The sequence below is a fragment of the Pseudomonas sp. LBUM1670 genome (assembly GCF_059695695.1).
Genome location: NZ_CP166783.1, coordinates 5,097,937 through 5,124,345, shown reverse-complemented (window position 1 = coordinate 5,124,345; position 26,409 = coordinate 5,097,937). Strand labels below are relative to the sequence as shown.

Below are 26,409 nucleotides of genomic sequence, written 5' to 3'. Positions count from 1 at the left end.
TGCTGATCTGACTGACGCCTTCGCGAGCAAGCCCGCTCCCACATTAGACCGCGATCAAATGTGGGAGCGGGCTTGCTCGCGAAGACGCCTGTCGTTTCGCCGCCATTCTCAAGAAGGTTTCTTCGCAATCCGCAGCGACTTGGCCTTGGCCTCGACGATCAAATACATCACCAAGGTAATCAGCAACGGCAGGATGAAATAAATCGCCCGATACGCCAGCAACCCCGCCACCAGGCTTCCTCGCGACACCTCATGCTGCAGCAGCGCCACAAACACCGCTTCCAGCACACCCAGCCCTGCCGGAATGTGCGTGATGACCCCGGCGATGGCGCTGATCAGCAACACCCCGAGCACCAGCGGATAATCCAGTTTGCTCGGCAGCAAAGTGAAAATCACCGCCGCCATCAACGACCAGTTCAGCGCACCCAGTGCCAATTGCAGCACCGCCATGCGCAAGGAAGGCAGGTTGATTTCCACGCCACGAATTGCCCACTCGCGTCGCTTGGCAAACCGGCAGGCCGCCAGGTATCCGGCGCTCACCAGCAGCAACAAAATCCCGACACCTTGCAACGCACCACTGCTGAGTTTCCAGCCGGGTGGCATCCGTACCAGTCCGCTGCTGAACACCGCGCCGGCAATCACCATGTAGCCGAACCAGTTCGTCGCCAGGCTCAGGCCGAGGATCTTCGCGATATTGCTTTTGCTCACGCCGAGCCGCGAATACAGGCGATATCGCATGGCGATGCCGCCGACCCAGGCGCTGAGATTGAGGTTGAACGCATAGCTGATGATGCCCACCGGCAGGATCTGCTTCCAGGTCAGGTCCTGTCGAATGTAGGTGCGGCCGATCAGGTCGAAGCAGGCGTACACCAGAAAACTCACCAGTGTCAGCCCGGACGCAATGATCAGCGTGCGCACCTTGAAGTCGGCGAGGGTGTCGAACACCTCGTTCCATTCGATGCGCTGGGCCAGCATCGTGAATAGCACGATCAGCGCCAGGAAAAACAGCATCGTCAGCGGTTTCTTCCAGCGACTCCAGCGCGACTTTTGCAGGCTGTCGGCGTGAGGCGCCGAGTGTGTTTCAGCGCGGTTCATGAGGGTCGCCCCCGGCGAGGTGGGTGAAGGGCTTCAAGCGCGGCTGGTGTGCCGGCAGCCAGCCGGCCCACGCCGGGAAGTGCCGCAGGCAGTGAAACACCAGAAAACCGACGGTCATGTGCCAGACCCGACCACGGGGGGATTTTTCCGCACACATGGCTTTGCAGTGGTTGTTGCTCAGCACCTCAAGGCGTTCGAACAGGTCGCGGTTGAAGGCGCGATCGCGGATCAGCACATTGGCTTCCAGGTTCAGCGACAGGCTCAGCGGGTCGAGGTTGCTCGAACCGACGGTGCTCCAGTCTTCGTCCACCAGCGCGACCTTGCCATGCAACGGGCGCTCGCAATATTCGTGAATCTGCACGCCGGCTTTGAGCAGGTAGTCATAGGTCATGCGCGCCGCCAGTTTGGCCACCATCATGTCCGGCTGACCTTGCAGAATCAGGCGGACATCGACCCCTCGGCGAGCGGCGTTGCGAATCTCGCGCAGCAGGCGATAGCCCGGGAAGAAGTAGGCGTTGGCGATGACCACGCGGCGCTGGGCACTGCGCAGCACTTGTCGATAAACCTCTTCGATGTCGGTCTGGTGATCACCGTTGTCGCGGTAGACCAGACGAACCTGGCCATCGTGGTCGCTTAAGGCCAGTTCCGAACGCCGCTGCCGGCGCCGTTGCCACCAGTATTTGGCACGCGCCGGGCGACCACTTTGCAGCAGCGTGAAGTGATGAATGTCGGCCACCGCCGGGCCTTGTACTTCAACCGAGTAATCCTGTTTGGCCTCGGGGCCGAAGTCGGCCAGATGGTCGGCGGAAAAGTTGATCCCGCCGATGAACGCGATCGTGCCGTCGACCACCACGATCTTGCGGTGCAGGCGCCGGAACCAGTTGGTGCGAACGCCAAGATGCTTCGGCGCCGGATCAAATATCTGAATGCTCACGCCGGCCTCGCTCAACGCAGCGAGATAGCTGGTGGTCAGCTCACCGCAGCCAAAGCCGTCGAGGTTGGCGGTGACCCGTACGCCGCGTTGCGCCGCGTCGATCAGCACTTGCTGCAGCTCGTTGCCGACCTTGTCCTCGAACACGATGAAAGTTTCCAGGAGGATTTCCGTCTTGGCCTGGCGCATGGCCTCGAACACCCGCGGAAAATAGGCTTCGCCGTTTTCCAGGAGTTCCACCAGATTGTTGCCCTGCCAACCGTAGTGGACGTCGATCACGCCGGGCGCACGGACCGACGGGTGGGTGGCCAGGTGTTCCACGGTGGTTTTTTCCATTGGAGCGCTGCTCATAGCTCGATCTCCACCGATAGCGGTGCGTGGTCGGAAAGGTGTGACCAGGGCCGCGCCGCCAGGACTTTCGGGCGGCTGGTCTTGAGGTTGCGCACGTAAATGCGGTCCAGGCGCAAGGCCGGTAAACGCGCCGGGAAACTGCGCGCCGGTTTGCCGTGGTGTTCGGCGAACACCTCGCGCAGGCCACAGGGCTTGAGCAGCGCATCGGCGCGCTGGCGCCAGTCGTTGAAGTCGCCGGCGACAATCACCGGAGCGTCGGTCGGCAATTCTTCGAGGCGCTGGACCAGCAGCTTCAGCTGTTCATTGCGATGGGTTTCGCGCAGCCCCAAATGGACGCAAATTGCGTGCACTTCCGGGCCGTCGCCGGGCAGACGCAATACGCAATGCAGGATGCCGCGGTTCTCGTGTCCGCTGATAGACACGTCGAGGTTGTCGTGACGAATGATCTGGAATTTCGACAGCAGCGCATTGCCGTGATCGCCCGCCGGGTAGACCGCGTTGCGTCCGTAGGCGAACTGCGGCCACAGCGTATCGGCGAGGAATTCGTACTGCGGCATCGTCGGCCAGTTGCTGTAGCGCTGGGGATGGTGCTCGTGGGTGCCGTGGACTTCCTGCAAAAACACCACGTCGGCGGACACGCTGCGCACCGCTTCACGCAGTTCCGGCAGGATGAAACGCCGGTTGAGCGCGGTAAAACCCTTGTGCGTGTTGACCGTCAGCACGGTGAAGCGGCGCACGGCGGCCATGGTTTGCTGTTGATCATCGGCGGCGCTGAACGGCTCGGGCCCATTCATGGCAGCACCCCTTCGGCAGCAGGTTCGCCGGGAGTGGTGGCGAGGCTCTTGTCGAGATGAAAGTGCTCGAGCAAACGGCGGGCATCGAAGGGCGCGCGGACTTTGATGTCATTGTCGAAATAGCAAAACACTTCGCGGGATTTGCGCGCCTTGGGCTTTTGCCGCGGTGCGATCAATTGCGGGTCTGACGGTTGCCGGCCGTGGTTCCAGGCTTCGATCCGCTCGCCCCAGCGATCCAACGCCTCGGGGGTGTAGCCGCTGGCATAGAGTTCTTCGGCGCCATGCAGACGCAGGTAGACGAAGTCGCTGGTGATGTCTTCGCGGTACGGCCATTTGCCGGCGGTGTCGGCGATCACCAGCGCAGCGTTATGGCGTTTGAGCAACCGCACGAACGCCGGGTCGACGAAGCTCTCGTGGCGAATTTCCACGGCATGGCGCAAAGGCTTTTTCTTGTACGCCTTCATGCTGGCGTGACCGTTCACGTGCGAATCATGCTGACGGGCGAGGGTAGCGGCCTGTTCGGTGTCGTGGGGTAATTGCTCAAGAAAGTGTTCGAACAGCTCGGCGTCGAATTTGAAATTGGGCGGAAATTGCCAGAGGACCGGGCCGAGTTTTTCCTTGAGCTCCAGCACGCCGGAGGCAAAGAAATTCGCCAGGGGTTTGTGGATATCCCGCAGGCGTTTGATGTGGGTGATGAAACGTGGGGCTTTGATGCTGAAGACGAAGTCTGCCGGGGTTTCGTCGTACCACTCAGCGTAACGTTCGGGCCGTTGCAGGGCGTAAAACGATCCATTGATTTCGATGCTGTTGACCGCCCGTGACGCGAACTGCAATTCGCGCTTCTGGGTCAGCCCCTTCGGGTAGAAATCACCCCGCCAGGGTGTGTAGCGCCAGCCTGAAATACCAATGTGAATCGCCGCCATGTCGCCTCCCGTCGGATGGTCCCCGGATTACCCCGTCTTTTGATGACTGCGGGGCAAGCGAGAAAGTTTCGACAGGGCTACGGACGGTAACTGTCTAAAGAACACCACGGATCCATTGTGGGAGCGGGCTTGCTCGCGAAGGCGGTGACACATCCAGCATTTATGTGGACTGACACACCGCCTTCGCGAGCAAGCCCGCTGCCACAGGGGAAAACGACGGTGTGGGGTTATCTCTCGGCCAAAACCGAACTTGCCGGGCGTTTATCAATCAGTTCCTTACAGACCCTTTGCGAGGAGCTCCCCGTTTTGCTCAAGTTCAAGACCGCGATGTTACTGGGGGCGTTGCTGTTTCTGGGCAGCAACGAGCTGGAAGCCGCCACGCTGCCGGGCCTTCCCGCCGCAGCCGAGGAGCCGGCGAAACCTGAACCACTGGTCCAGGGCGGCCTGCTCGGGGCGATCAGTTCCAGCATTGACGACGTTCAGGACAAGCTCGACCTCAACGAAAACCTGGTCGACGCCTGGCGCCTGCGGGCGGATCGGGCGGCGGATGAAGTCGACAAACTGGTCAATCAGCCCTCGTCTCGCTCACCGATGAGCGTGGTCGGCGATTTCCTGTTGTTGTCCGGCGTCTGGCTCGGCGTGTTCGCCTTGCTCACGGTGCTCGGCGGACTGCTGGACAAACGCTTGAGCGAAGGGCGGTTCTTTCGAAAATACCAGCGCAGCCAGGACCTGCTCGGCTACCTGCTGCCGTACACGATTCCCGCATTGATCTGCCTGCCGCTGACGCTATACGTCAGCCATTTTCTGCCGAACTCGGTGGGCCGGGCGCTGGCCCTGTGTTTTGCCTACGCCACCAGCAGCGGCATTTTTTCCACCTCGATGCTTTTGTGCGTGATCGTCATGTTCAACACCGGCCACAAACGCCGGGCGGTGCAGATCATTCGTGATTACTGCCCCAAACCGCTGTTCCTTATCGGCTTCCTCGCGGCGCTCAGCGATGCCTTGACCAGCCCGCAGATCGCCCGACAACTGGGCGGCAACATCACTAGCAGCATCGCAGTGTTTACCGGCCTGTTTGCCTCGATCATCTTCGGATTACTGGTGATTCGCCTGAGGCGTCCGGTGGCGCATTTGATCCGCAATCGGCCGCTGGCGCAGCGCTTGAAACAGCCTTCGTTGCAGGAATCCCTGCGGATCTTTTCCGGGCTTTGGTACTGGCCGATTCTGCTGATGGTGATGGTCTCGGCGATCAACCTGATCGGCGTCGGCGAGGACAATCAGAAAGCCCTGCGCTGTGCGTTGTTCACCACCATTCTGCTGATCGCCACGGTGTTCCTCAGCACGATTTTCCAGCACCTGTTCAAATCCCGAAAAGCCGCAGCGCTCCAGCGCAGCAGCGCCTACAAGGAGCGCTTTCTTAGTCTGCTTCACGCGTTACTGCGGATTGTCACGGCCGTGGCTTTCATCGAAATCCTTGGGCGGATCTGGGGCGTGTCGCTGTTCGAGTTCGCCGAGCGCAACTCGGTGGGCCGGGCGATCAGTGAGTCGCTGAGCAGCATGGGCCTGATCTTTCTGGTGACCTGGTTACTGTGGGTGGTGCTCGATACCGCGATTCAGGAAGCTTTGAAACCGCCGATCAATAAACGCACGACACAGCCCAGTACGCGGATCAAAACCATCCTGCCGTTGCTGCGCAACGCGATCAAAATCATCCTGGTGGTGATCTGCGCAATCACCACCATGGCCAACCTCGGGATCAACGTCGCGCCGCTGCTGGCCGGTGCCGGGGTGGTCGGTCTGGCCATCGGTTTTGGCTCGCAGCAACTGGTGCAGGACGTGATCACCGGCCTGTTCATCATCATTGAAGACACGCTGTCTATCGGTGACTGGGTGGTGCTCGACTCCGGGCATGCCGGCACCGTCGAAGGCCTGACCATCCGCACCTTACGCCTGCGCGACGGCAAGGGGTTTGTGCACTCGGTGCCGTTCGGGCAGATCAAGGCCGTGACAAACCAGTCGCGGCAATTCGCCTATGCGTTTTTCTCGGTGCAGTTCACCTATGACACCGACGTCGAAAAGGCCATCGAGCTGATTCGCGAGGCGGGGGATTCGATTCGTGACGACGCGTTTCTCAAGTACAACCTGCAAGGGCCGCTGGATGTATTTGGTGTCGACAAAATGGACCTCAACGGGGTGGTGTTGACGGCGCAGTTCCGTACGGTGTCGGGTGGGCAGTATGCGGTGAGCCGGGCCTTTAACCAGCGTCTGAAAAAGCTTGTGGATAACAGCCCTTGGGTACATTTTGCGCAGACTTATCCACAGCAGGTTTTGATGCCGAAGCGGCGGGTAGATGAGCTGGTGGATGACGGGGCGCCGCAGGAGCATTCATCGGTGTTGCTGCCGGATCAGTCGAGTGTTCGATGATTTTTATCGGCAGTGATGGCCTCTTCGCGAGCAAGCCCGCTCCCACAGTAGATCTTCAGCGAACACAGCATTTGTGAACGACTGAGATCCACTGTGGGAGCGGGCTTGCTCGCGAAGAGGCCGGCCCAGATAACATCAATACCGGATCAGTTTGTTATGCAGTTCGGTACTGCCTCGCTGATCCAGCTCCACCCAGAAAACCGGCTTGCCGGCAATCACCGCAGCCACCGGAAGACCATCCCGATACACCAGCCGATTACTCGCCAACGCCGGCACTTTCGCGCCGGGTAACAGCGTGCCGGCCAGGTTCAGCGGATCAACTCCGCACACCGCGATCAAACTCCCGTCATGTGCCCGTCGCCGGACTTCCCGCAGCAACGGAATCGCCTCGGGCAAAGCAAACTGCTCACCGGCCAAACCACTGACGAACCGCCCACCGCGAATCTCGCCTCGCGCCTCCAGCCGATGGAACGTGCGCAGCAATTCGCGCCAGCTCGGTAACCAGTCCGCTTCGCGTTCCAGCAGACGCCAGAACACCACGCCGTAGCGCCGCAGCAAGGTCATCGCGATGTGCTCCAACGTATCGCTCGGCGTTGGACGTTTGTTATCCAGCACCGGCGCTGGCGCCCCGCGTCGAAGCAAAGCCCAGCGACCGGCATCGTCCATGCCGCCGATAAATGCCCCGCGTCCGCGTCGGCTGCTGCGGGCCTGGCGTTTACTCGCCGGGGTAATCAGCGCGCGCAAACCGGCAAAGCTGTCGGCGTTCACCAACCCCGCGCCGACCAGTTCCTGCAAGGCAATTTCCAACTCCGAGCGCAGCAGATGAGCCTCGTGAATCAGCTCATCGAAAAACAGTGCGCCGTGCTGGCTGAGGGCTTCGTAAACCTTTTGGGTTTTGGGTGACAGTTCGCTGACCGGTGTCTGCTCGGTCAGACTGCTCCACAACCCGACCTGACTGCGCGGCAACAACACGATTGGCGTGCTGCGCAACGCGGTGCTGGCGTTTTTATTGTGCGCAGTCAGGCGCGTCCAGACCAGTTTGCCGCTGCGGCACAGGTCATCCAGCCAACTTGCCGAATAACCTTTGATCCGCGCCGGCAGAATGTCGCTGTCCCAGGCGGAAGCGGCGGCGGGGTAGCCTTCGAATTGACCGACAATCGCTGGCAACACGGCGCTGCCCTGACCCTGAGTCGCCGCAGAAAGGTGCTGCCAGTCGAACAGAAAACGCATGAAATCCTGCAACGCCACCGGCTCGATTTCCCGCCGCAAACGCTTGACCGTGTAGCGATGAATCCGCGCCAGTAGATGCCGCTCGCACCATTCTTCCAGATCCGCGCCGGGAGTGAATTGTCCGCGCAGCACATAACCTTCTCGTTCCAGTTGCGCCAGCGCCTGGGTGACTTGTATCGCAGGTAATCCCAGAGGTTCAGCAATCGCGCTCAGCGGCAACGGACCAAACGCGCTGAGCCGCGCGCGGATGACTTCCAGCACCGCCTCGTCCGTCTCCCAGACTTCATCGAACCCCGGCAGCGCCTCCAGCGGTGGCAGCCAAATCGCCTGTGGATAAATCGCCCGCAGGCACGTCAGTCGTTCAAGCGCCAGCCACAGTGATCGCTCGGCATCGACCTGCAAACGACTGGCGCGACCGCCCTCGGCAAGTACGTTCAGCCAATCGAGCCACTGCAAATTGGCCTGCGCCTCGGTATCGCTGATGCACGCCAGACTCATCAGTGCCTCGTGCATTTCATCAATGCCGGTCGGCGTCGGCCAGGCCTCATCGCGCACCGCTTGAATCGCCTCGGCATCCAGCGCGCCGAGGTCGTCGGTGGACTGCGGATCGGTCCAGCGCCGGTTGAGCACGGCTTGGGTGCGGCGCTCTTCCAGCGGCGCATCGTCAAGAAAGGTGTAAGGCCGGGCGCTGAGAATTTCTGCGGCCAGTGGCGAGGGCGCCGGCAGGTCGCGGCTGATCAGGCGAACGTCGCCGTTTTCCATGCGCCGCAGCAAGGTCAGCCAGCCTTCGCAGTCCATGGCTTCGTGGAGGCAATCGTCGAGGGTTTGTTCTACCAGTGGATGTTCTGGAATCTCCCGTTCCCCAGCGAGGTTTTCCACGCAGGCAATCTGCTCGGGAAACACGCTGGCGATCAGGTCTTCGCTTTTCATCCGCTGGATCTGCGGAGCGACTTTGCGTCCGCCGCTGTAACGCGGCAACGCCAGCGCGACCCCGGCATTCCAGCGCCAGCGCACGCCGAACAGCGGCGCATCGAGTACCGCTTGAATCAGCAGGTGCTCGGCGCTGTTGCTGTGCAGGTAGCGCCAGACATCGTCGAGCTCGAAACTGTGGCTGGTGGACAGCGACAGGACGATCGCGTCTTCACTGGCGGCGGCCTGCAATTCGAAATTGAAGGTGCGGCAGAATCGCTTGCGCAAGGCCAGGCCCCACGCGCGGTTGATACGGCTGCCGAACGGCGTGTGGATGATCAGTTGCGTGCCGCCGGATTCGTCGAAAAAACGCTCCATCAGCAGCGTGTCCTGCGACGGCAGGGCGCCCAATGTCAGGCGCGCGCGGGCGAGGTAATCCACCAGTTGTTCGGCGCTGGCGAGGTTCAGATCGAGGGTGTCGGTCAGCCAGTCGAGGGCGGGCTGCAAGTTGCCGGGCGTGGCGCCGAGCAGCTCATCGAGTTGCGCTTGCAGGCGCGCCACGGCGAAGGACAGTTCGGCACTGCGCCCCGGCGCTTCACCGAGCCAGAACGGAATGGTCGGCGGCTGGCCCTGGGCATCTTCGACCCGGACCTTGCCGGTGTCGACCCGCAGGATTCGGTACGACGTATTGCCCAGTTGAAAGATATCGCCGGCGATGCTTTCTACAGCGAAGTCTTCGTTGACGCTGCCGATGTTCAGCCCTTGCGGTTCCAGCAGCACGCTGTAGTCGGCGTTGTCCGGAATGGTGCCGCCGCTGGTGACGGCGGTCAGCTTGCTGCCACGCCGACCGCGCAACGTGCGGGTCACGGCGTCGCGGTGCAGGTAAGCGCTGCGGATGCCCTGGCGACCGTTGTAGCCTTCGGCGAGCATCTGTAGCAGCGCCTGGAAATGTTTTTCGTCGAGTTCGGTGTAGGGCGAGGCTTTGCGGAACATCTCCAGCAGCGCTTGCTCCTGCCATTCCTGGCAACTGACCTCGGCAATGATCTGTTGGGCCAACACGTCCAGCGGCGCTTCAGGGATCTGCAAGGTGTCGAGTTCGCCCCGGCGCACGCAGTCGAGCAGGGCGGTGCATTCGATCAGATCGTCGCGGGTGGTGGCGAATAACCGGCCCTTCGGCGTACCGCCGACCTGGTGGCCGGAACGACCGACCCGTTGCAGAAACCCGGCAATCGAGCGCGGCGAGGCGATCTGGCAGACCAGATCGACATCGCCGATGTCGATCCCCAGTTCCAGCGACGCCGTGGCGATCAGCACTTGCAGGTCGCCGCGCTTGAGCCGCTGTTCGGCGTCCAGGCGAAACTCCTTGGCCAGGCTGCCGTGGTGGGCGGCGACCGCTTCCTTGCCGAGACGCTCGCTCAAATGCCGGCTCAAGCGTTCGGCCAAGCGTCGGGTGTTGACGAAAATCAGCGTGGTGCGGTGTTCGCGGGCGAGGGCCGCGAGCCGGTCGTAGACCAATTCCCAGACATCATTGGCCATCACCGCCGACAACGGTACCGGTGGTACTTCGATGCCCAGATCCCGTGGACGGGCGTGGCCGATGTCGATGATTTCGCACTCGCGATCACGTCCCACCAAAAAACGCGAGACGGCTTCGATCGGTTTTTGCGTGGCGGACAGGCCGATGCGCATCAACGGTACGGCGCACAACGCCTGCAATCGTTCAAGGCTCAGGGCCAGGTGGCTGCCGCGTTTGCTGGCGGCGATGGCGTGGATTTCGTCGACGATGACCGTGCGCGTGGTGCTGAGCATTTGCCGGCCGGAGTCGGAGCCGAGCAGCACGTAAAGGGATTCCGGGGTGGTGACCAGAATGTGCGGCGCGGTTTTGCGCATCGCCGAGCGGTCTTTTTGTGGCGTGTCGCCGGTGCGCACGGCGGTATTGATCTGCAGCTCGGGCAAGCCCATCGCACGTAACTGTTCAGTGATCCCGGCCAGCGGGTTTTGCAGGTTGATCTGGATGTCGTTGGACAAGGCCTTGAGCGGCGAGACGTAGACCACCAGCGTTTCGTCAGGCAAACCGCCTGCGGTTTCCAGCCCACGGTGAACCAGATCGTCGATGACGGCGAGAAACGCGGTGAGGGTTTTGCCGGAACCGGTGGGCGCAGCGATCAGGGTCGAACGGTGCTGGCGGATCAGCGGCCACGCCCGGGCCTGGGCGGCGGTGACCGTCGGGAAGGTGCTGCTGAACCAGGCGCTGACGGCGGGGTGGAAGCCTGCCAGTGCAGCGTCCGTGGGAATGGGCAGATTCATGCAACAATTTATGCGGGTGGGGATGGGAAGATGCAAGTACCGCTGGGGATCTGCGGTGATCCTTATGGCCTCTTCGCGAGCAAGCCCGCTCCCACATTGCATCTCCAGTAGATACAAAATTTGTGTACGACAGAGATCAAATGTGGGAGCGGGCTTGCTCGCGAAGAGGCCGGCACAGGCAGCGCACATCCAAGGTATCTACACTTTACGGATGACGGTTGCGCACTAAACCCGCAAAATGCAACGATTCCTGCATCTATCGACGGCATCGCCCGCGAGCGGTGTCGATAAAGCCATTGTTTCAATCAGACTGGGCCTGCTGACTCTATGCGAATGCGCCTTATGTTACTGGGCGGCGGAAATGCCCTTGGGCAGGCGCTGATTCGCCTCGGTGCGGAGGAAGACATCGGTTTCCTCGCCCCCCGCCCACCGCAAGACGGCTGGGATGCCGCGAGCCTGACGCAACTGCTCGACGACACCCGCCCGGACGCGTTGATCAACCTCGCCTACTACTTCGACTGGTTCCAGGCGGAGACGGTCAGCGATCAACGTCTGGCCGGGCAGGAGCGCGCGGTCGAGCGTCTGGCCGAGTTGTGCCAGCACCACAACATCGTGCTGCTGCAACCCTCGAGCTATCGCGTGTTCGACGGCTCCCGGGCGACGGCCTACAGCGAAAAAGACGAGCCGGTGCCTTTGGGCCTGCGCGGTCAGGCCTTGTGGCGGATCGAGCAAAGCGTTCGCGCGACCTGCCCGCAACACGTGTTGCTGCGGTTCGGCTGGCTGCTCGATGACAGTCCTGACGGCACCCTCGGGCGTTTCCTGTCCCGCGCCGAAAAACCGGAAGAACTGTTGATGGCCGACGACCGTCGGGGCAATCCGACACCGGTGGACGATGCGGCTCGGGTGATCATTTCCGTGCTCAAGCAACTCGATTGCGCGGCGCCGCTGTGGGGCACCTACCATTACGCCGGGCACGAGGCGACTACGCCGCTGGCGCTGGGGCAGGCGATTCTCGCCGAAGCCCGCGCGCTGCATCCGCTGGCCATCGAAGCGCCGACCGCCCAGGCTCACGCCGCGCGACCGGACGCTGCTGAAGAGCCGCAACACGCGGTGCTGGCCTGCAAGAAAATCCTCCACACCTTCGGGATCAAGCCCCGCGCCTGGCGTGCGGCACTCCCGGCCTTGCTGGAAAGGTTCTATCGCCATGGCTGACGGCCCTGTTTTAATCACCGGCGGCGCCGGTTTCATCGGCTCGCACCTGACCGACGCCTTGCTTGCCAAGGGTCACTCGGTGCGGATTCTCGATGACCTCTCCACCGGCAAGCGCAGCAACCTGCCGCTGGATAACCCTGGCGTTGAGCTGATTGTCGGCGACGTTGCCGATGCGGCACTGGTCGCCAAGGCGATGGCCGGTTGCAGTGCAGTCGCGCATCTGGCGGCGGTGGCTTCGGTGCAGGCCTCGGTGGATGAGCCGGTGAAGACGCACCAGAGCAATTTCATTGGCTCGCTGAATGTCTGCGAAGCCATGCGCGAGACGGGCGTCAAGCGTGTGCTGTTTGCGTCCAGCGCGGCGGTTTACGGCAACAATGGCGAAGGCGAGTCGATCAACGAAGACACGCCCAAGGCGCCGTTGACACCGTACGCGTCGGACAAGCTGGCCAGCGAACATTACTTCGATTTCTACCGTCGCCAGCATGGGCTGGAACCGGTGATTTTCCGCTTCTTCAACATTTTTGGCCCACGCCAGGATCCGTCCTCGCCGTACTCCGGGGTGATCAGCATTTTCAGCGAGCGCGCGCAGAAGGGCCTGCCGATCATGGTGTTTGGCGACGGCGAGCAGACGCGGGATTTTGTGTACGTCGAGGACCTGGTCGAGGTGCTGGTGCAAGCCATCGAAAAACCGCAGGTTGATGCAGGCGCGGTCAATGTCGGCTGGAACCAGGCCACCAGTCTCAAGCAAATGCTTGAAGCGCTGAAAGTGGTGGTCGGTGAGCTGCCGCCCGTGAGCTACGGCCCGGCACGTTCCGGTGATATCCGCCATTCGCGGGCGAACAACCAGCGGTTGCTGGAGCGCTTTACGCCTCCACAGCAGACGCCGATGAGTGTCGGCCTGGCACGGTTGTTGGAAGTTCTGTAGGAGCGAGCTTGCTCGCGATGGACTCAACAGCAACGCGTTTATTCAGAAAATACGCGTTATCGTTAATGTCCATCGCGAGCAAGCTCGCTCCTACAGGGTTTACGGTCGTTCCCACCACGTGAACGATTTAGAACTTGTAACCCAGACCCACCATGTAGATGAACGGATCAACATCCACATCGACCTTGGCCCGAGTGCCCGGTGCTACGGCGTTGTTCTCAACGGTCGCGGTGGTATCGATATCGATATAGCGCACTTGGGCGTTGAGCATGATGTTGTCGGTGAACATGTAGTCGGCACCGACCTGGAACGCCATGCCCCACGAGTTATCGGCCTTGAAGTTGCTGAAGCCGTTGGTCTGGGCATCGCTGCTGACGTGCTCGTCGTAGATCCAGGTGTAGTTGATACCGGCGCCGACATACGGCTGGAACGCGGATTTCGCATCCAGTGGGTAATACACGACGCTCAGGGTTGGCGGCAGGTGTTTCAGGGTGCCGAGTTTGCCGTTGGCCGCGCCCAGGGCGGTGCCTTTGAGCTTCACGTCGTGCTCGAATGGCGTCGCTGCCAGGAGCTCGATGCCCCAGTGGCTGTTGAGCATGTAGGCAAAGTTCAGGCCCAGTTGCGTGTCGCTGCTCATGGTGGCCTTGCCACCCAGATCAGTGCCTTTCAGCGGGCCTTGATCGACCTTGACGCTGGAGCTGTCGGCTTTCGGGTTGACGGTGATTGCGCCGGCACGAACGAGGATGTCGCCGGCTTCGTGGGCGTAGGCGAGCGGGGCTGCGAGCGCGAGGGCAAACAGCGAAGCGCTGAGCATGGACTTGTGCATGGGGGCTCCAAAGGACGTTGAAAATGTTCGATGTCCAATGGTACGGAGCCGCCTGATCCGGTCTTTTGATTCAGCTCAATGAAACGGTGATGGCCCGGGTTTTTGCGGAACCTCTGCCGGCCCCTTCGCGAGCAAGCCCGCTCCCACATTGTTCTCCGTTGTTCACAAATGTTGCATTCACAGAAGATCTCTGTGGGAGCGGGCTTGCTCGCGAAGGCTATCTATCAAACACCACATGACTGCCAGGACTCACTCCGGCAGTTCATACACATAAATCTTGTCCGCCTCCATCTGATACCCCGCATCCGCCAACTCGCTGGTCGACGCCTTGACCTGCAACGCCCCCTCTATCCAGTACGGCTGATACAGCTCGTCCAGCTTCACGCCGACTTCGCTTTTCACATGCACGATCTGGTTCGACGGCGGTGGCGGTACATGGATGCAGGCGCCGAAATATGGCACCAGCAGAAACTCCGTGGTGCGGCCTTCTTCACTCACCTCCAGCGGCACGATGTAGCCCGGCAGGCGAATGTTCTTGCCGTCGAGGCTCTTCACCACCGGGGCATTGGGCATGTCTTGCTTGGCCGCTGGCGCCGATTCCGCAGACAGCGCGTTGCCCATCTGCGACAAGTCATGCAAGGGCGTCATGTTCGGCACCTCCGGCATGGCGTTCGGTGGGATCATTTCCGACCAGGTCAGCTCTTTCGGCTCGGCCGCCCACAGCGGCAGGGCAACCAGCATCAACAGCGCAAGCAGAGCGCGGGGCATCGTTAACGTCCTCATAGTCGGATCGACAGGCCATCGGCCAGGGATTGGCGATACGCGCGCCAGGCCGGCACGCTGCCCATCAGCAGCGCGGCGATCAGGATGCCACCGAGCAGCGTCCATTCATATTCACTGGGCCAGGCCAGCGGCAGATACAAACCGTAATTGGCTTGCACATAACCCTGAGCAGCGGCGATGCACACGTAAAGCAGCGCCACGCCGGCGATTACGCCGGACAGCGCCAGGGCAAATGCTTCCAGCACCAGCAAGGTTGCGATGTGCCACGGACGAGCGCCCACCGAACGCAGAATCGCCATCTCGCGCCGACGTTCATTCAGGCTGGTGAGAATCGCCGTGAGCATGCCGATCAACCCGGTCAGTACCACGAACAGCGAGACCACGAACAAGGCTTTTTCCGCCGTACTCATCAAACTCCACAACTCTTGCAGCGCCACACCCGGCAGGATCGCCTGCATCGGTTCGCCGCGGAATTCGTTGATTTCGCGCTGCATGGCAAAAGTCGAAATCTTGCTGTTGAGGCCGAGCATGAACGCGGTGATCGCTTGCGGCGTCAGGTCCATGTTGCGCGCCTGATCGGCACTGATCCGGCCTTTGCCCTGGGCGGGCACGCCGTTGTGCCAGTCGATGTGAATCGCTTCCATGCCGCCGAGGCTGATGTGCAACGTGCGGTCCACCGGGGTGCCGGTGCGTTTCAGAATGCCGACCACGGTGAACGGTTTGTCGTCGTGTTTGACCAGGCTGATCGCCGCCACGCCGTGGGCCAGCACCAGTTTGTCGCCGAGTTTGTAGTGCAGGGCATCGGCCACTTCGGCGCCGAGCACCACTTCAAATGGATCGGTAGCGAAGGCGCGGCCATCGGCCAATTCCAGGTGTTGTTGATGGCCGTACTGGTAGTGCTCGAAGTACGCCTGGGTGGTGCCCATCACCCGATAGCCGCGATGGGAATCGCCGAGGGACATCGGGATCGCCCACTTCACTTTCGGGTTGTTGGCGAAGTGTTCGAAACTGTCCCAGCGAATGTTGTTGGTGGCGTTGCCGATGCGGAACACCGAGTACAGCAGCAGGTTCACCGAACCGGAGCGGGCGCCGACGATCAGGTCGGTGCCGCTGATCGTGCTGGCGAAACTGGCCTTGGCTTCGGTGCGCACCCGTTCCACGGCCAACAGCAGACAGACCGACAGGGCGATGGCGAACGCGGTGAGGATCGCGGTGAAGCGGCGGTTAGCCAGGCTGGCCATGGCTAGACGAAACAAATACATCTCAGACCTCGGACGGGGTGGCGGCGCGATTGAGATCGGCCAGCGACAGGTGGCGATCGAACAGTGGCGCGAGGCTTTGGTCGTGGCTGACAAACAACAGGCTCGACCCGGCTTCGCGGCATTCGGCGAACAGCAGGCGAATGAAGTTTTCGCGAGCGTCGTAATCCAGCGCGGAAGTCGGTTCGTCGGCGATGACCAGTTCCGGCTGACCGATCAAGGCGCGCGCGGCAGCAACGCGTTGTTGCTGGCCGATGGACAGTGAATCGGCGCGGCGGCTTAGGATGCTTTCATCCTTCAGGCCCAAGTGAGCGAGGAGGGTGGCGGCGGCTTGATCGACGCTGCCGTGGCGCTGGATCGCCCTTTCGGCACGCAGTCTGGAGAAGTGACAGGGCAACTCGACGTTCTCGCGTACCGAGAGAAACGGCAGCAGGTTGAACTGCTGGAAGATGTAACCGGTGTGATCGACCCGGAAACGATCACGCGCGCCGGCACCGAGTTCGGTCAGTTCCTGGCCGAGCAGGCGAATGCTGCCGCGATCGGGCTTCTGCACGCCACCGAGCAGGCCGAGCAGGGTGGTCTTGCCGCTGCCGCTCGGGCCTTTGAGGAACAGGGTTTCACCCGGCTCCAGACGAAACGCCGGGATGTCCAGCAGCGGTGGGTGACCGGGCCAGCTGAAGCCCAGGTCGGACAGTTCGATGAGTGCTTGGGTCATGTGAAACCGGTCAGGTGATAGGTGAACCCTGTGGGAGCGGGCTTGCTCGCGAAAGCGGTGTGTCAGGCAACATCTCTGTTGAATGTGACGGCCCCTTCGCGAGCAAGCCCGCTCCCACAGTGGTTTTGTGGTGGGTCAGAATTTCAGGGCGGCAGCCTTGGCCGTCACTTCGACCCCTTGCTGCCCGCTCGGGCTGATCAGTTGTACCTGAATTTTCTGGGTCGCCGGGAAGGTGATGAAGATATTCGCCAGGTCCAGGGTTTTCAGTGCCCCCGGGGCCGCGCAGGTCAGTTGGTAGTGAGCGTGGATTTCGCTGTGATCGTGGTGATGTTCGTCTTTGGCATCGTCGTCGTGATCGTCATCCGGTTTGTCACCAAACAGCGGGCTTTCCAGTTCCTGGGCCGCCACCACACAACCAGAGGCTTTCGGCAGGTTGAACAGGGCCAGCGGTTTTTCCAGCTGTGCACGGACGGCAGCGACTTTGGCTTTGTCGGCGTCGGTCGTGGCGGCGTGTTCGAAACCCACCAGGTTCATCGCGGGGCTTTCCAGCTCCAGCTCCAGGGTCTGACCGTCCAGCGCCGCGTTCAGGCGACCGACGCCATGTTCGTGAGCGCCAAGGCTGCCGTGCTCATGGTCATGTTCTTCAGCGGCGTGGGCGACAACCAGCGGCAACAGGGCAAACGGTAAAGCGAGAAGCAAACGGCGCATGGCGGGTCTCCGTAAGTAAAGTGAATAAATTGTTATGTAATCTTATAACGTAAGTGCCGAGAGTTTGACCGTCCGCTTGGCGTTGCACAAGTCCCATGGGAGCATGTGGGTCAGAAATGTGCAGGAGCAGACTTATGTTGCGGATACGCGGAAGCATCGGCGACTGGCCGGTGGATTTGACTCTGGAGATGGACGAAGGTGACTGGGCGCGGCTCGGCGCGCAGTTGCAGGTGGTCAAGCCCGAAGCCAGTGCGGCGCCGGCGAAACCGGTGAATCAGGACGATGCGCAGTGGCAGATCGCAAAGGATTTGCTGCGCAAGGCCGGGCAATTGAGCGGGCCGGATTTACTGGAGCAGCTGGAAGGATTGACCGGCAGCGCGGCGTCGGGCAAGCGCCTGTTGGTGCGGCTGCGACATAGCGCAGATGTGAAGGTCGAGAGCGGCGGAGATACGCCGCTGTACCGCTGGTTGTAGGAGCGAGCTTGCTCGCGAAGGCGTCAGGGCACCGCGGTCATATAGGCGGCCCTCGTCTTCGTTGACGCCCATCGCGAGCAAGCTCGCTCCTACAAGGGCTGTTTAATACAGCGCGGCGAACAGTTTGCGGCGATACGTGGTCACGAGCGGATGATCATTGCCCAGCAGTTCGAACACTTGCAGCAACGTCTTGTGCGGCAAGCCTTCGCTGTAACTGCGGTTGCGGATGAACAACTTGAGCAACGCATCCAGCGCCGCGTCGTACTGCTGACGGGCCAGTTGCTGGATCGCCAGTTGATACACCGCTTCATCGTCCTGCGGATTCTTCGCCAGACGCGCCTTCAGGTCTGCGGCATCCGGCAGGTCTTTGGCCTGACCGAGAAACTGGATCTGCGCCTTTGCACCGGCCAATGCAGCCTTGTGTTCGTCGCTTTTCACCGCGTCGAGCACGGTTTGCGCTTCACCCAACTCGCCGCGCTCAGTCAGGCAACGGGCATAAAGAATCAGCGCCTTGGCGTTGGTGTTGTCTTCGCCCAGCAGCATAGTGAGAACGGCTTCGGCGTCAGCAAAACGACTCTCGTCGAACAGCGCCTGAGCCTGTTCGAACGGATCAGCCGCCGCCGGTGGCGGCATTTGCACATGAGGCTCCAGCATCGTCCGCACGGCTGATTCCGGTTGTGCACCGGCAAAACCGTCCACCGGCTGGCCATCCTTGAACAACACCACGGTCGGCAGGCTGCGAATGCCGAAGCGGGCAACGATGTCCTGTTCGAGATCGCAGTTGACCTTGGCCAGCAGCAACTCGCCCTGATAGCTCTCGGCAATGGTCTGCAGCATCGGCATCAGCACTTTGCAGGGCGCACACCATTCGGCCCAGAAATCCACCAGCACCGGTTTGTGGAAAGAGTTCTCGATCACCGACTGGTCGAAATCGGCAGTCGTGGCGTCGAAGATGTACGGCGTTTCCTGACTCATGGGGGATCTCTTGGAAGCGTGAATGGGGCAACTATACGGCTTGGTGGGGTGTGGCTGAAAGCGGGGTGGCCGTTGAGAGGTGTGTTGCCTGACAGGACGCCTTCGCGAGCAAGCCCGCTCCCACAGTAGATTTGTGGGTGTCCGGATGTTGTGAGCGACATCGATCAAATGTGGGAGCGGGCTTGCTCGCGAAGCTTTTAGCCACGCCGCGCGTGATACAGGCTCACATGCCGAAACTCTTCCGGCTCAGCCAGATCCGGCAAAGTCATCGCTTCCAGCATTTCAATCCGCTGATACAACGGATGACGAAAATCCCGCACCCGCGAATCGGCCACCAGCGCCTCCCGGCCACGACTCAAAAACTCATCGAGCAACGGCAGATTCGCCCGGTCATACAACACGTCGGCCACCAGAATCAGATCAAACCGATCCGCCTCCGCGAAAAAGTCCGTCGAGTAGCTCAGTTCCACTTCATTGAGTTCAGCATTCGCCCGACACGCGGCAATCGCCAGTGGATCCAGGTCGCAGGCCACCACTTCCAGCGCCCCGGCTTTCACGGCGGCAATTCCCGCCACCCCGGAACCGGCGCCGAAATCCAGCACCCGTTTGCCCTTGACCCACTCAGGGAATTCGGCGAGATAACGGGCCACTGCCAGCCCGCTGGCCCAGCAAAAGCTCCAGTACGGCGGCTCATGCAGAATCCGTCGCGTTTCTTCCGGGCTGAACGCGCGATCCATGTTGTCGCCGTCGATCAGCCAGAGTTTCACCTCGGTATCGGGCAATGCGACAGGGACAAGCTGCGCATCACCGAGCAATTCACCCAACGCCTGTTGCAAGTCGAGCGGTGCAATCATGGCGCTTTGACGAATTGCAGCTGACCCAATACCTGCGTGGTTGGCTGCGTGATGGTCTGTGATGGCAGGTGCAAAATCAGCTGGCCGGACTGGCTGGCACGGCCCCGCAGTTCCACGCGGGCGCCGGCCGGGAAAGATTCCGGGTTGAAACGCAGATGAAACGGCAACACTTGATTGGTGCCAATCAGGCTGGAACTGGCGAGCAATTGCTGTGGGCGATCCTTGTCGTCGATCACCAGCAGGGCCAGTTCGACTTCGGCACCAGCCGGCACGCCTTGCAGGGTGCCGCTCAGTTCACGTTGATAAGCCGGCAGCGGGCCGAGGTTGGCGGACTCTTTGGCTTTCTTCTGCGCAGCCTGTGGGGCAGGCCCTGGTGTCGGCGGCTGGGGCTTGGGTGCATCGCTGCTGCAGGCCACCAACAGGCTGAAAAGACTGAGCAATACGAGCGGTCTGAGTGACATTAGCGGCTCCAGCAAGGTGAAATCCATGGATCGTTCTATATAACCAGTCTGTATACCGCAAACCCTATGGCTTGTCTTGCCACCGGGATGCGCTACCATGGCCCTCCCTTTTTTTGTTGCCTGCCACCATGCACTGTCCATTCTGCGGTGCCAACGACACCAAGGTCATCGACTCACGTCTGGTCGCCGAGGGCGAACAGGTGCGCCGCCGGCGCGAATGCCTGGCCTGCGGCGAGCGTTTCACGACGTTCGAAACCGCTGAACTGGTGTTGCCGCGCCTGATCAAAACCGACGGCAGCCGCCAGCCGTTCGACGAAGAAAAACTCCGCGCCGGCATGCAGCGTGCGCTGGAGAAGCGCCCGGTGAGTGTCGAGCGCCTCGAATCGTCGCTGGTGCACATCAAACACAAACTGCGCGCCACCGGCGAACGCGAGGTCAAGTCCCTCGTGGTCGGTGAGCTGGTGATGGCCGAGCTGCAAAAGCTCGACGAAGTCGCCTACATTCGCTTCGCTTCGGTGTATCGGCGCTTCCAGGACCTCAACGAGTTCCGCGAAGAGATCGATCGCCTGGCCCGTGAGCCGGTGAAAGAATGACCACCTCCCCAGAACTTGCCATCCTCGACGCCCATTACATGGCCCGCGCGCTGGAACTGGCGCGCAAAGGTCATTACACGACACACCCCAACCCGCGTGTTGGCTGTGTGATCGTGCGTGACGGGCAGATTGTCGGCGAAGGCTGGCATGTGCGCACCGGCGAACCCCACGCCGAAGTCCACGCCCTGCGCGCCGCCGGCGACAAGGCCCGTGGCGCCACCGCTTACGTGACCCTCGAACCGTGCAGCCACCACGGCCGCACGCCGCCCTGTGCCGATGCGCTGGTGAACGCCGGCGTCGCTCGGGTAGTCGCGGCGATGCAGGACCCGAACCCGTCGGTGGCCGGTCGCGGCATGCAGCGTCTGGCCCAGGCCGGCATCGCTATCGAAAGCGGTGTGCTGGAAGGCGAGGCGCGCAAGCTCAATCAAGGCTTCCTTAAACGCATGGAACACGGTTTACCGTTCGTGCGGGTCAAGTTGGCCATGAGCCTCGACGGTCGCACCGCGATGGAAAGCGGAGAAAGCCAATGGATCACCGGCCCGGCCGCGCGTTCGGCGGTGCAACGCCTGCGCGCCCAGGCCAGCGTGGTGCTGACCGGCGCCGACACGGTGCTGGCGGACAACGCCCGTTTGACCGTGCGTGCCGATGAGTTGGGGTTGGACGCCGAGCAAACCGCTTTGGCGATGAGCCGTCCGCCGCTGCGCGTATTGATCGATGGCCGTTTGCGCGTGCCGCTGGACGCGCCGTTCTTCAAGGCCGGCCCGGCGCTGGTCGCCACCTGCATGGCGATCGAAGAGCAATACGCCAACGGCCCGGAATGCCTGATCGTGGCCGGCGACGATGGTTTGGTTGACCTGCGCAAGTTGCTGGTCGAACTGGCCCATCGCGGGGTCAATGAAGTGCTGGTCGAGGCGGGTCCACGTTTGGCGGGGGCCTTTGCCCAGCAGGGCCTGGTGGATGAATTCCAGATTTTCATCGCCGGCAAGTTCCTCGGCTCTTCGGCCCGACCATTACTGGACTGGCCGCTGGCGCAGATGAAAGACGCGCCCGAGCTCAAAATCACCGAAATTCGCGCGGTTGGCGATGACTGGCGAATCATCGCCGTTCCTGCACCGACGGCGAGCGTATAATTCCCGGCCTGCGCCAAGCGACGACCCTGTTCTCGAGGAGGACTCCATGTTTACCGGCATCATCGAATCCATCGGCAGTATTCGTGCATTGACCCCAAAAGGCGGAGATGTGCGGGTACACGTAGAAACCGGCAAGCTCGATTTGAGCGACGTCAAACTGGGCGACAGCATCGCGGTCAACGGCGTGTGCCTGACGGCTGTTGAGTTGCCAGGCAATGGTTTTGCCGCGGACGTCAGTCGCGAAACCCTCGACTGCACCGCCATGAACGACTTGAAAAGCGGCAGCCCGGTCAACCTGGAAAAAGCCCTGACCCCGACCACTCGCCTCGGCGGGCATCTGGTCAGCGGCCACGTCGATGGCGTGGGCGAAGTGGTTGCCCGCACCGAGAACGCGCGCGCCGTGGAATTCCGCATTCGCGCGCCGAAAGAACTGGCCAAGTACATCGCCCACAAAGGCTCGATCACCGTCGACGGCACCAGCCTGACCGTGAACGCGGTCGATGGCGCCGAGTTCCTGCTGACGATCATTCCGCACACCCTGAGCGAAACCATCATGGCGTCGTACCAGCCAGGTCGCCGGGTGAATCTGGAAGTCGACTTGCTTGCCCGTTATCTGGAGCGCCTGCTGTTGGGCGACAAAGCCGCAGAGCCAACCTCCAGTAACATCACTGAAAGCTTTCTGGCCGCCAACGGCTACCTCAAATCCTGACCCAAGGGGGTGCCTTGTGGCGCTCAATAGCATCGAAGAACTGGTTGAAGACATCCGCCAAGGCAAGATGGTCATCCTCATGGATGACGAAGACCGCGAGAACGAAGGCGACCTGATCATGGCCGCCGAGTGCTGCCAGGCCGAACACATCAACTTCATGGCCAAGCACGCCCGTGGCTTGATCTGCATGCCGATGAGCCGCGAGCGCTGCGAACTGCTGAAGCTGCCGCTGATGGCACCGCGCAACGGTTCCGGTTTCGGCACCAAGTTCACCGTGTCCATCGAAGCCGCCACCGGCGTGACCACCGGTATCTCTGCCGCCGACCGCGCACGCACCGTGCAGGCCGCTGCCGCGAAAGACGCCAAGGCTGAAGACATCGTCAGCCCGGGCCACATCTTCCCGCTGATGGCCCAGGCCGGTGGCACTCTGGCTCGCGCTGGCCACACTGAAGCCGCCTGCGACCTCGCGCGCATGGCCGGTTTCGAGCCGAGCGGCGTGATCTGCGAAGTGATGAACGACGACGGCACCATGTCCCGTCGCGCCGAACTGGAAGCCTTCGCCGCTGAGCACAACATCAAGATCGGCACCATCGCCGACCTGATTCACTACCGGATGATCCACGAACGTACCGTTCAGCGGATTGCCGAGCAGCCTCTGGACAGCGAACTGGGCCAATTCAACCTGGTGACCTATCGTGATTCCGTGGAAGGCGACGTGCACATGGCCCTGACCCTGGGCACCGTGTGCGCCGAAGAACCGACACTGGTTCGCGTGCACAACATGGACCCGCTACGTGACCTGTTGATGGTCAAGCAGCCGGGCCGCTGGAGCCTGCGTGCCGCCATGGCCGCGGTTGCCGAGGCCGGCAGCGGCGTGGTGCTGTTGCTCGGTCACCCGCTCGATGGCGACGTGTTGCTGGCGCACATCCGCGAAACCGCCGATCACGCACCGGCGAAAAAACCGACCACCTACAGCATTGTCGGGGCGGGTTCGCAGATCCTTCGGGACCTGGGCGTGCGCAAAATGCGCCTGATGTCTGCGCCAATGAAATTTAATGCGATATCCGGTTTCGATCTGGAAGTTGTAGAATACGTGCCCTCCGAATAATGACCCGGGGTTTGGCATCGTTGTTCACTTAAGGCTTGTTTGATTTACTGTGGCGAGGGAGCTTGCTCCCGCTGGGCTGCGTAGCGGCCCCTCTTGTGGGCGCTGCGCACCCAAGCGGGAGCAAGCTCCCTCGCCACAGAAGTGAACGTCGTTGCGGAATTTCCGGTGCTGTATTCGCGGTTCAAATATCACTGAGGGATGCGTAGAAGACGCGTCCCGGCTCTTTAAGAGAATTAACGAATGACCCTGAAGACCATCGAAGGTACCTTCATCGCCCCTAAAGGCCGCTACGCTCTGGTAGTGGGCCGTTTCAACAGCTTCGTCGTTGAAAGCCTGGTCAGCGGTGCAGTTGATGCCCTGGTTCGCCACGGCGTGAGCGAAAGCGACATCACCATCATCCGTGCGCCTGGCGCCTTCGAAATCCCGCTGGTTGCGCAGAAAGTCGCTCAGAAGGGCGAGTTCGCAGCCATCATCGCCCTGGGCGCGGTCATTCGTGGCGGTACTCCGCACTTCGAATACGTGGCGGGCGAATGCACCAAGGGTCTGGCCCAGGTGTCCATGGAATTCGGCGTACCGGTTGCCTTCGGCGTGCTGACCGTTGACTCCATCGAGCAAGCCATCGAACGTTCCGGCACCAAGGCCGGTAACAAAGGTGCCGAAGCTGCCCTGTCCGCTCTGGAAATGGTCAGCCTGCTGGCGCAGTTGGAGGCCAAGTGATTAACGACGATAGCGATCGTTTCAACCCGCGCGATCCAAAGCCTGCGGATGCCGGCAAGCCATCGAAAAGCGTCAAGCGTCGCGAAGCCCGTCAGCTCGCGACTCAGGCGCTGTACCAGTGGCACATGGCCAAGCAATCGCTGAACGAGATCGAAGCACAGTTTCGGGTCGATAACGATTTCAGCGATGTCGACGGCGCCTACTTCCGTGAAATCCTGCATGGGGTTCCCGCGCAGAAGGACAAGATCGACGCCGCTCTCAAGCCTTGCCTGGACCTGACCATCGAAGAGCTGGACCCGGTTGAACTGGCGGTATTGCGCCTGTCCACCTGGGAACTGCTTGAGCGCGTCGACGTGCCATACCGCGTTGTGATCAACGAAGGTATCGAGCTGGCGAAAGTCTTCGGTTCAACCGACGGCCACAAATTCGTCAACGGTGTACTCGACAAGCTGGCCCCGCGTTTGCGTGAAGCTGAAGTGAAGGCGTTCAAGCGCTGATTGGCGCTTGAACTCTTTGTCTCAGCCATGGGCGAGTTTGAGCTGATCCGCAATTTCTTCGCCGCCGCGCCTTGTGCGCAGGGCGGCGAAGGCGTTGCCCTCGGGATCGGCGATGACTGCGCCTTGCTCGCTGTTCCCCCCGGGGAACAGTTGGCGATCTCCACCGACACGCTGGTGGCCGGCGTGCATTTCGCCGATCCTTGCGACCCGTTTCTGCTCGGTCAGCGCTCGCTGGCCGTGGCCGTCAGTGACCTGGCTGCCATGGGCGCCACTCCTGTTGCCTTTACCCTTGCCCTGACCTTGCCTTCGGCGACCGCCGATTGGTTGCAAGCGTATGCCCGTGGATTGAGCCTCATGGCGCAGAACTGTGGCGTGGCGCTGGTGGGCGGCGATACCACCCGTGGGCCATTGAGCGTGACCATGACAGTGTTCGGGCGTGTGCCAAGCGGTTTGGCGCTGACCCGCAGCGGCGCGCAGCCAGGCGATCTGCTGTGTGTCGGGGGTGAGCTGGGCAACGCCGCCGGTGCCTTGCCGCTGGTACTTGGTCAGCGAACCGCCGAGGCCGCCATCGCCGATCCGCTGCTGGCGCATTACTGGTCGCCGCAACCGCAACTCGCATTGGGTCAGGCCTTGCGCGGCAAGGCGACTTCGGCGCTGGACATCTCCGACGGCCTGCTCGCCGACTGCGGGCACATCGCCCTCGCGTCGAAGGTCGGCATTCAAGTTGAACGGGACCGGTTGCCGCTGTCGAAGGCTTTAGTGGCCTTCCTCGGTCAAGCGGGCGCCGAGAACGCCGCCTTGAGCGGCGGAGACGATTACGTGCTGGCCTTCACCTTACCGTCCGTCGAGTTGCCGCAGATGGTGGCAGATGGCTGGCCGATCCATGTGGTCGGGCGTGTGGTGGCGGGGCAGGGCGTCGTGTTGCTGGATGCTGACGGACAAGACATCACCCCGCAAACACGGGGCTATCAACATTTTCGGGAGACACCGTGACAGATCATCCCAAACAGGTTCCGGCGGAATTCGTACCGCCGTCGGTCTGGCGCAATCCTTGGCATTTCCTGGCGTTCGGCTTCGGTTCGGGCACCTTGCCAAAGGCGCCGGGCACTTGGGGTTCGTTAGTTGCGCTACCCTTTATTCCGTTGTGGCAGATGCTGCCCGACTGGGGTTATTGGCTGATGCTGGGCATCACCATGCTGTTCGGCTTCTGGCTGTGCGGCAAAGTGGCCGACGATTTGCGGGTGCACGACCACGAAGGCATCGTCTGGGACGAAATGGTCGGGATGTGGATCACCCTGTGGCTGGTGCCGGAAGGCTGGTACTGGCTGCTCGCGGGTTTTGTGGTGTTCCGCTTCTTCGACATTCTCAAGCCGTGGCCGATTCACTGGATCGACCGGCATGTGCACGGCGGTGTCGGGATCATGCTCGACGACGTATTGGCCGGGGTGTTCGCGTGGTTGGCAATGCAGGGGCTGGTATGGATTTTCGCCTGATGAGTGG

General features: G+C 61.6%; 25 protein-coding genes. 12 read left to right on the top strand and 13 right to left on the bottom strand.

From position 1 onward, the window contains the following. Positions 1 to 108: 108 nt before the first annotated feature. From ACA073_RS23410 to ACA073_RS23395, 4 genes are read right to left on the bottom strand one after another with little or no spacing between them, the layout of a single operon-like run. Positions 109 to 1,095, bottom strand: a complete 987-nt coding sequence (locus ACA073_RS23410) for a lysylphosphatidylglycerol synthase domain-containing protein (protein WP_497399852.1) — start codon at positions 1,093 to 1,095, stop codon at positions 109 to 111. Next, positions 1,082 to 2,377 carry a cardiolipin synthase ClsB gene (clsB, locus tag ACA073_RS23405; protein ID WP_497399850.1) on the bottom strand — a complete coding sequence of 432 codons (1,296 nt, stop codon included), beginning with the start codon at positions 2,375 to 2,377 and terminating at the stop codon, positions 1,082 to 1,084. The genes ACA073_RS23410 and clsB overlap by 14 nt, the downstream gene beginning before the upstream one ends. Continuing rightward, a complete protein-coding gene (locus ACA073_RS23400; protein ID WP_497399848.1) occupies positions 2,374 to 3,171 on the bottom strand; it encodes an endonuclease/exonuclease/phosphatase family protein in 798 nt (265 codons plus the stop codon). Before ACA073_RS23400 ends, clsB begins: the two co-directional genes overlap by 4 nt. Then, a complete protein-coding gene (locus ACA073_RS23395; protein WP_497399846.1) occupies positions 3,168 to 4,094 on the bottom strand; it encodes a DUF72 domain-containing protein in 927 nt (308 codons plus the stop codon). The genes ACA073_RS23400 and ACA073_RS23395 overlap by 4 nt, the downstream gene beginning before the upstream one ends. Before the next feature lie 306 nt (positions 4,095 to 4,400). On the opposite strand from ACA073_RS23395, the gene ACA073_RS23390 reads away from it, so the two are divergent. After that, complete coding sequence (locus ACA073_RS23390; RefSeq protein ID WP_497399844.1) at positions 4,401 to 6,518, top strand: mechanosensitive ion channel family protein; 2,118 nt, start codon at positions 4,401 to 4,403, stop codon at positions 6,516 to 6,518. Positions 6,519 to 6,653: 135 nt separating this feature from the next. On the opposite strand, the gene ACA073_RS23385 is transcribed toward ACA073_RS23390, so the two are convergent. Further along, positions 6,654 to 10,964 (bottom strand): DEAD/DEAH box helicase, encoded by a 4,311-nt coding sequence (locus ACA073_RS23385; RefSeq protein ID WP_497399842.1) that lies wholly within the window; start codon positions 10,962 to 10,964, stop codon positions 6,654 to 6,656. A gap of 327 nt (positions 10,965 to 11,291) precedes the next feature. On the opposite strand from ACA073_RS23385, the gene ACA073_RS23380 reads away from it, so the two are divergent. Further along, complete coding sequence (locus ACA073_RS23380) at positions 11,292 to 12,176, top strand: sugar nucleotide-binding protein (RefSeq protein ID WP_497399840.1); 885 nt, start codon at positions 11,292 to 11,294, stop codon at positions 12,174 to 12,176. Beyond that, positions 12,169 to 13,101, top strand: a complete 933-nt coding sequence (pgnE, locus tag ACA073_RS23375) for a UDP-N-acetylglucosamine epimerase PgnE (RefSeq protein ID WP_497399838.1) — start codon at positions 12,169 to 12,171, stop codon at positions 13,099 to 13,101. The genes ACA073_RS23380 and pgnE overlap by 8 nt, the downstream gene beginning before the upstream one ends. A 127-nt stretch (positions 13,102 to 13,228) precedes the next feature. Here the strand turns inward: pgnE and ACA073_RS23370 are convergent, their stop codons facing one another. The 5 genes from ACA073_RS23370 to ACA073_RS23350 all read right to left on the bottom strand — a co-directional run bounded on the left by ACA073_RS23370 (position 13,229) and on the right by ACA073_RS23350 (position 17,392). Then, a complete protein-coding gene (locus tag ACA073_RS23370; RefSeq protein WP_497399836.1) occupies positions 13,229 to 13,927 on the bottom strand; it encodes an OmpW/AlkL family protein in 699 nt (232 codons plus the stop codon). A 249-nt stretch (positions 13,928 to 14,176) separates the two neighbouring features. Continuing rightward, complete coding sequence (locus ACA073_RS23365) at positions 14,177 to 14,695, bottom strand: DUF3299 domain-containing protein (RefSeq protein WP_497399834.1); 519 nt, start codon at positions 14,693 to 14,695, stop codon at positions 14,177 to 14,179. A gap of 11 nt (positions 14,696 to 14,706) precedes the next feature. Continuing rightward, the gene (locus tag ACA073_RS23360; protein ID WP_497399832.1) at positions 14,707 to 15,972 is read right to left on the bottom strand and encodes an ABC transporter permease; all 1,266 of its coding nucleotides are present in this window, start codon (positions 15,970 to 15,972) and stop codon (positions 14,707 to 14,709) included. Position 15,973: 1 nt separating this feature from the next. Beyond that, entirely contained in the window at positions 15,974 to 16,684 is a 711-nt protein-coding gene (locus ACA073_RS23355; protein ID WP_497399830.1) for an ABC transporter ATP-binding protein, read from the bottom strand. A 135-nt stretch (positions 16,685 to 16,819) separates the two neighbouring features. Further along, the gene (locus ACA073_RS23350; protein ID WP_497399828.1) at positions 16,820 to 17,392 is read right to left on the bottom strand and encodes a DUF2796 domain-containing protein; all 573 of its coding nucleotides are present in this window, start codon (positions 17,390 to 17,392) and stop codon (positions 16,820 to 16,822) included. A gap of 134 nt (positions 17,393 to 17,526) precedes the next feature. On the opposite strand from ACA073_RS23350, the gene ACA073_RS23345 reads away from it, so the two are divergent. After that, the gene (locus tag ACA073_RS23345; protein ID WP_497399826.1) at positions 17,527 to 17,865 is read left to right on the top strand and encodes a hypothetical protein; all 339 of its coding nucleotides are present in this window, start codon (positions 17,527 to 17,529) and stop codon (positions 17,863 to 17,865) included. 102 nt (positions 17,866 to 17,967) lie between these two features. Here ACA073_RS23345 and trxA read toward each other — a convergent pair whose 3' ends face one another. From trxA to ACA073_RS23330, 3 genes are all read right to left on the bottom strand, one after another. Next, positions 17,968 to 18,840, bottom strand: coding sequence for a thioredoxin (gene trxA, locus ACA073_RS23340; protein ID WP_497399824.1), 873 nt, complete (start codon positions 18,838 to 18,840; stop codon positions 17,968 to 17,970). A gap of 197 nt (positions 18,841 to 19,037) precedes the next feature. Beyond that, positions 19,038 to 19,694, bottom strand: a complete 657-nt coding sequence (locus ACA073_RS23335) for a class I SAM-dependent methyltransferase (RefSeq protein WP_497399822.1) — start codon at positions 19,692 to 19,694, stop codon at positions 19,038 to 19,040. Next, positions 19,691 to 20,155 carry a YbaY family lipoprotein gene (locus ACA073_RS23330; protein ID WP_497399820.1) on the bottom strand — a complete coding sequence of 155 codons (465 nt, stop codon included), beginning with the start codon at positions 20,153 to 20,155 and terminating at the stop codon, positions 19,691 to 19,693. Before ACA073_RS23330 ends, ACA073_RS23335 begins: the two co-directional genes overlap by 4 nt. Positions 20,156 to 20,283: 128 nt before the next feature. On the opposite strand from ACA073_RS23330, the gene nrdR reads away from it, so the two are divergent. From nrdR to ACA073_RS23290, 8 genes are all read left to right on the top strand, one after another. Further along, positions 20,284 to 20,748, top strand: a complete 465-nt coding sequence (gene nrdR, locus ACA073_RS23325; protein WP_003228656.1) for a transcriptional regulator NrdR — start codon at positions 20,284 to 20,286, stop codon at positions 20,746 to 20,748. Continuing rightward, positions 20,745 to 21,878: a bifunctional diaminohydroxyphosphoribosylaminopyrimidine deaminase/5-amino-6-(5-phosphoribosylamino)uracil reductase RibD gene (ribD, locus tag ACA073_RS23320; protein WP_497399818.1), complete on the top strand. Its 1,134-nt coding sequence runs from the start codon at positions 20,745 to 20,747 to the stop codon at positions 21,876 to 21,878. Before nrdR ends, ribD begins: the two co-directional genes overlap by 4 nt. 46 nt (positions 21,879 to 21,924) lie before the next feature. Beyond that, complete coding sequence (locus tag ACA073_RS23315; protein ID WP_008033746.1) at positions 21,925 to 22,587, top strand: riboflavin synthase; 663 nt, start codon at positions 21,925 to 21,927, stop codon at positions 22,585 to 22,587. Positions 22,588 to 22,603: 16 nt separating this feature from the next. Next, complete coding sequence (gene ribBA, locus ACA073_RS23310; protein ID WP_497399816.1) at positions 22,604 to 23,695, top strand: bifunctional 3,4-dihydroxy-2-butanone-4-phosphate synthase/GTP cyclohydrolase II; 1,092 nt, start codon at positions 22,604 to 22,606, stop codon at positions 23,693 to 23,695. A 240-nt stretch (positions 23,696 to 23,935) separates the two neighbouring features. Further along, a complete protein-coding gene (gene ribH, locus ACA073_RS23305; RefSeq protein ID WP_003228649.1) occupies positions 23,936 to 24,412 on the top strand; it encodes a 6,7-dimethyl-8-ribityllumazine synthase in 477 nt (158 codons plus the stop codon). Then, a complete protein-coding gene (nusB, locus tag ACA073_RS23300; RefSeq protein WP_462016729.1) occupies positions 24,409 to 24,909 on the top strand; it encodes a transcription antitermination factor NusB in 501 nt (166 codons plus the stop codon). Before ribH ends, nusB begins: the two co-directional genes overlap by 4 nt. A 27-nt stretch (positions 24,910 to 24,936) precedes the next feature. Next, complete coding sequence (gene thiL / locus ACA073_RS23295; protein WP_497399814.1) at positions 24,937 to 25,902, top strand: thiamine-phosphate kinase; 966 nt, start codon at positions 24,937 to 24,939, stop codon at positions 25,900 to 25,902. Then, positions 25,899 to 26,402, top strand: a complete 504-nt coding sequence (locus ACA073_RS23290; RefSeq protein ID WP_131062001.1) for a phosphatidylglycerophosphatase A family protein — start codon at positions 25,899 to 25,901, stop codon at positions 26,400 to 26,402. The genes thiL and ACA073_RS23290 overlap by 4 nt, the downstream gene beginning before the upstream one ends. Positions 26,403 to 26,409 lie beyond the last annotated feature (7 nt).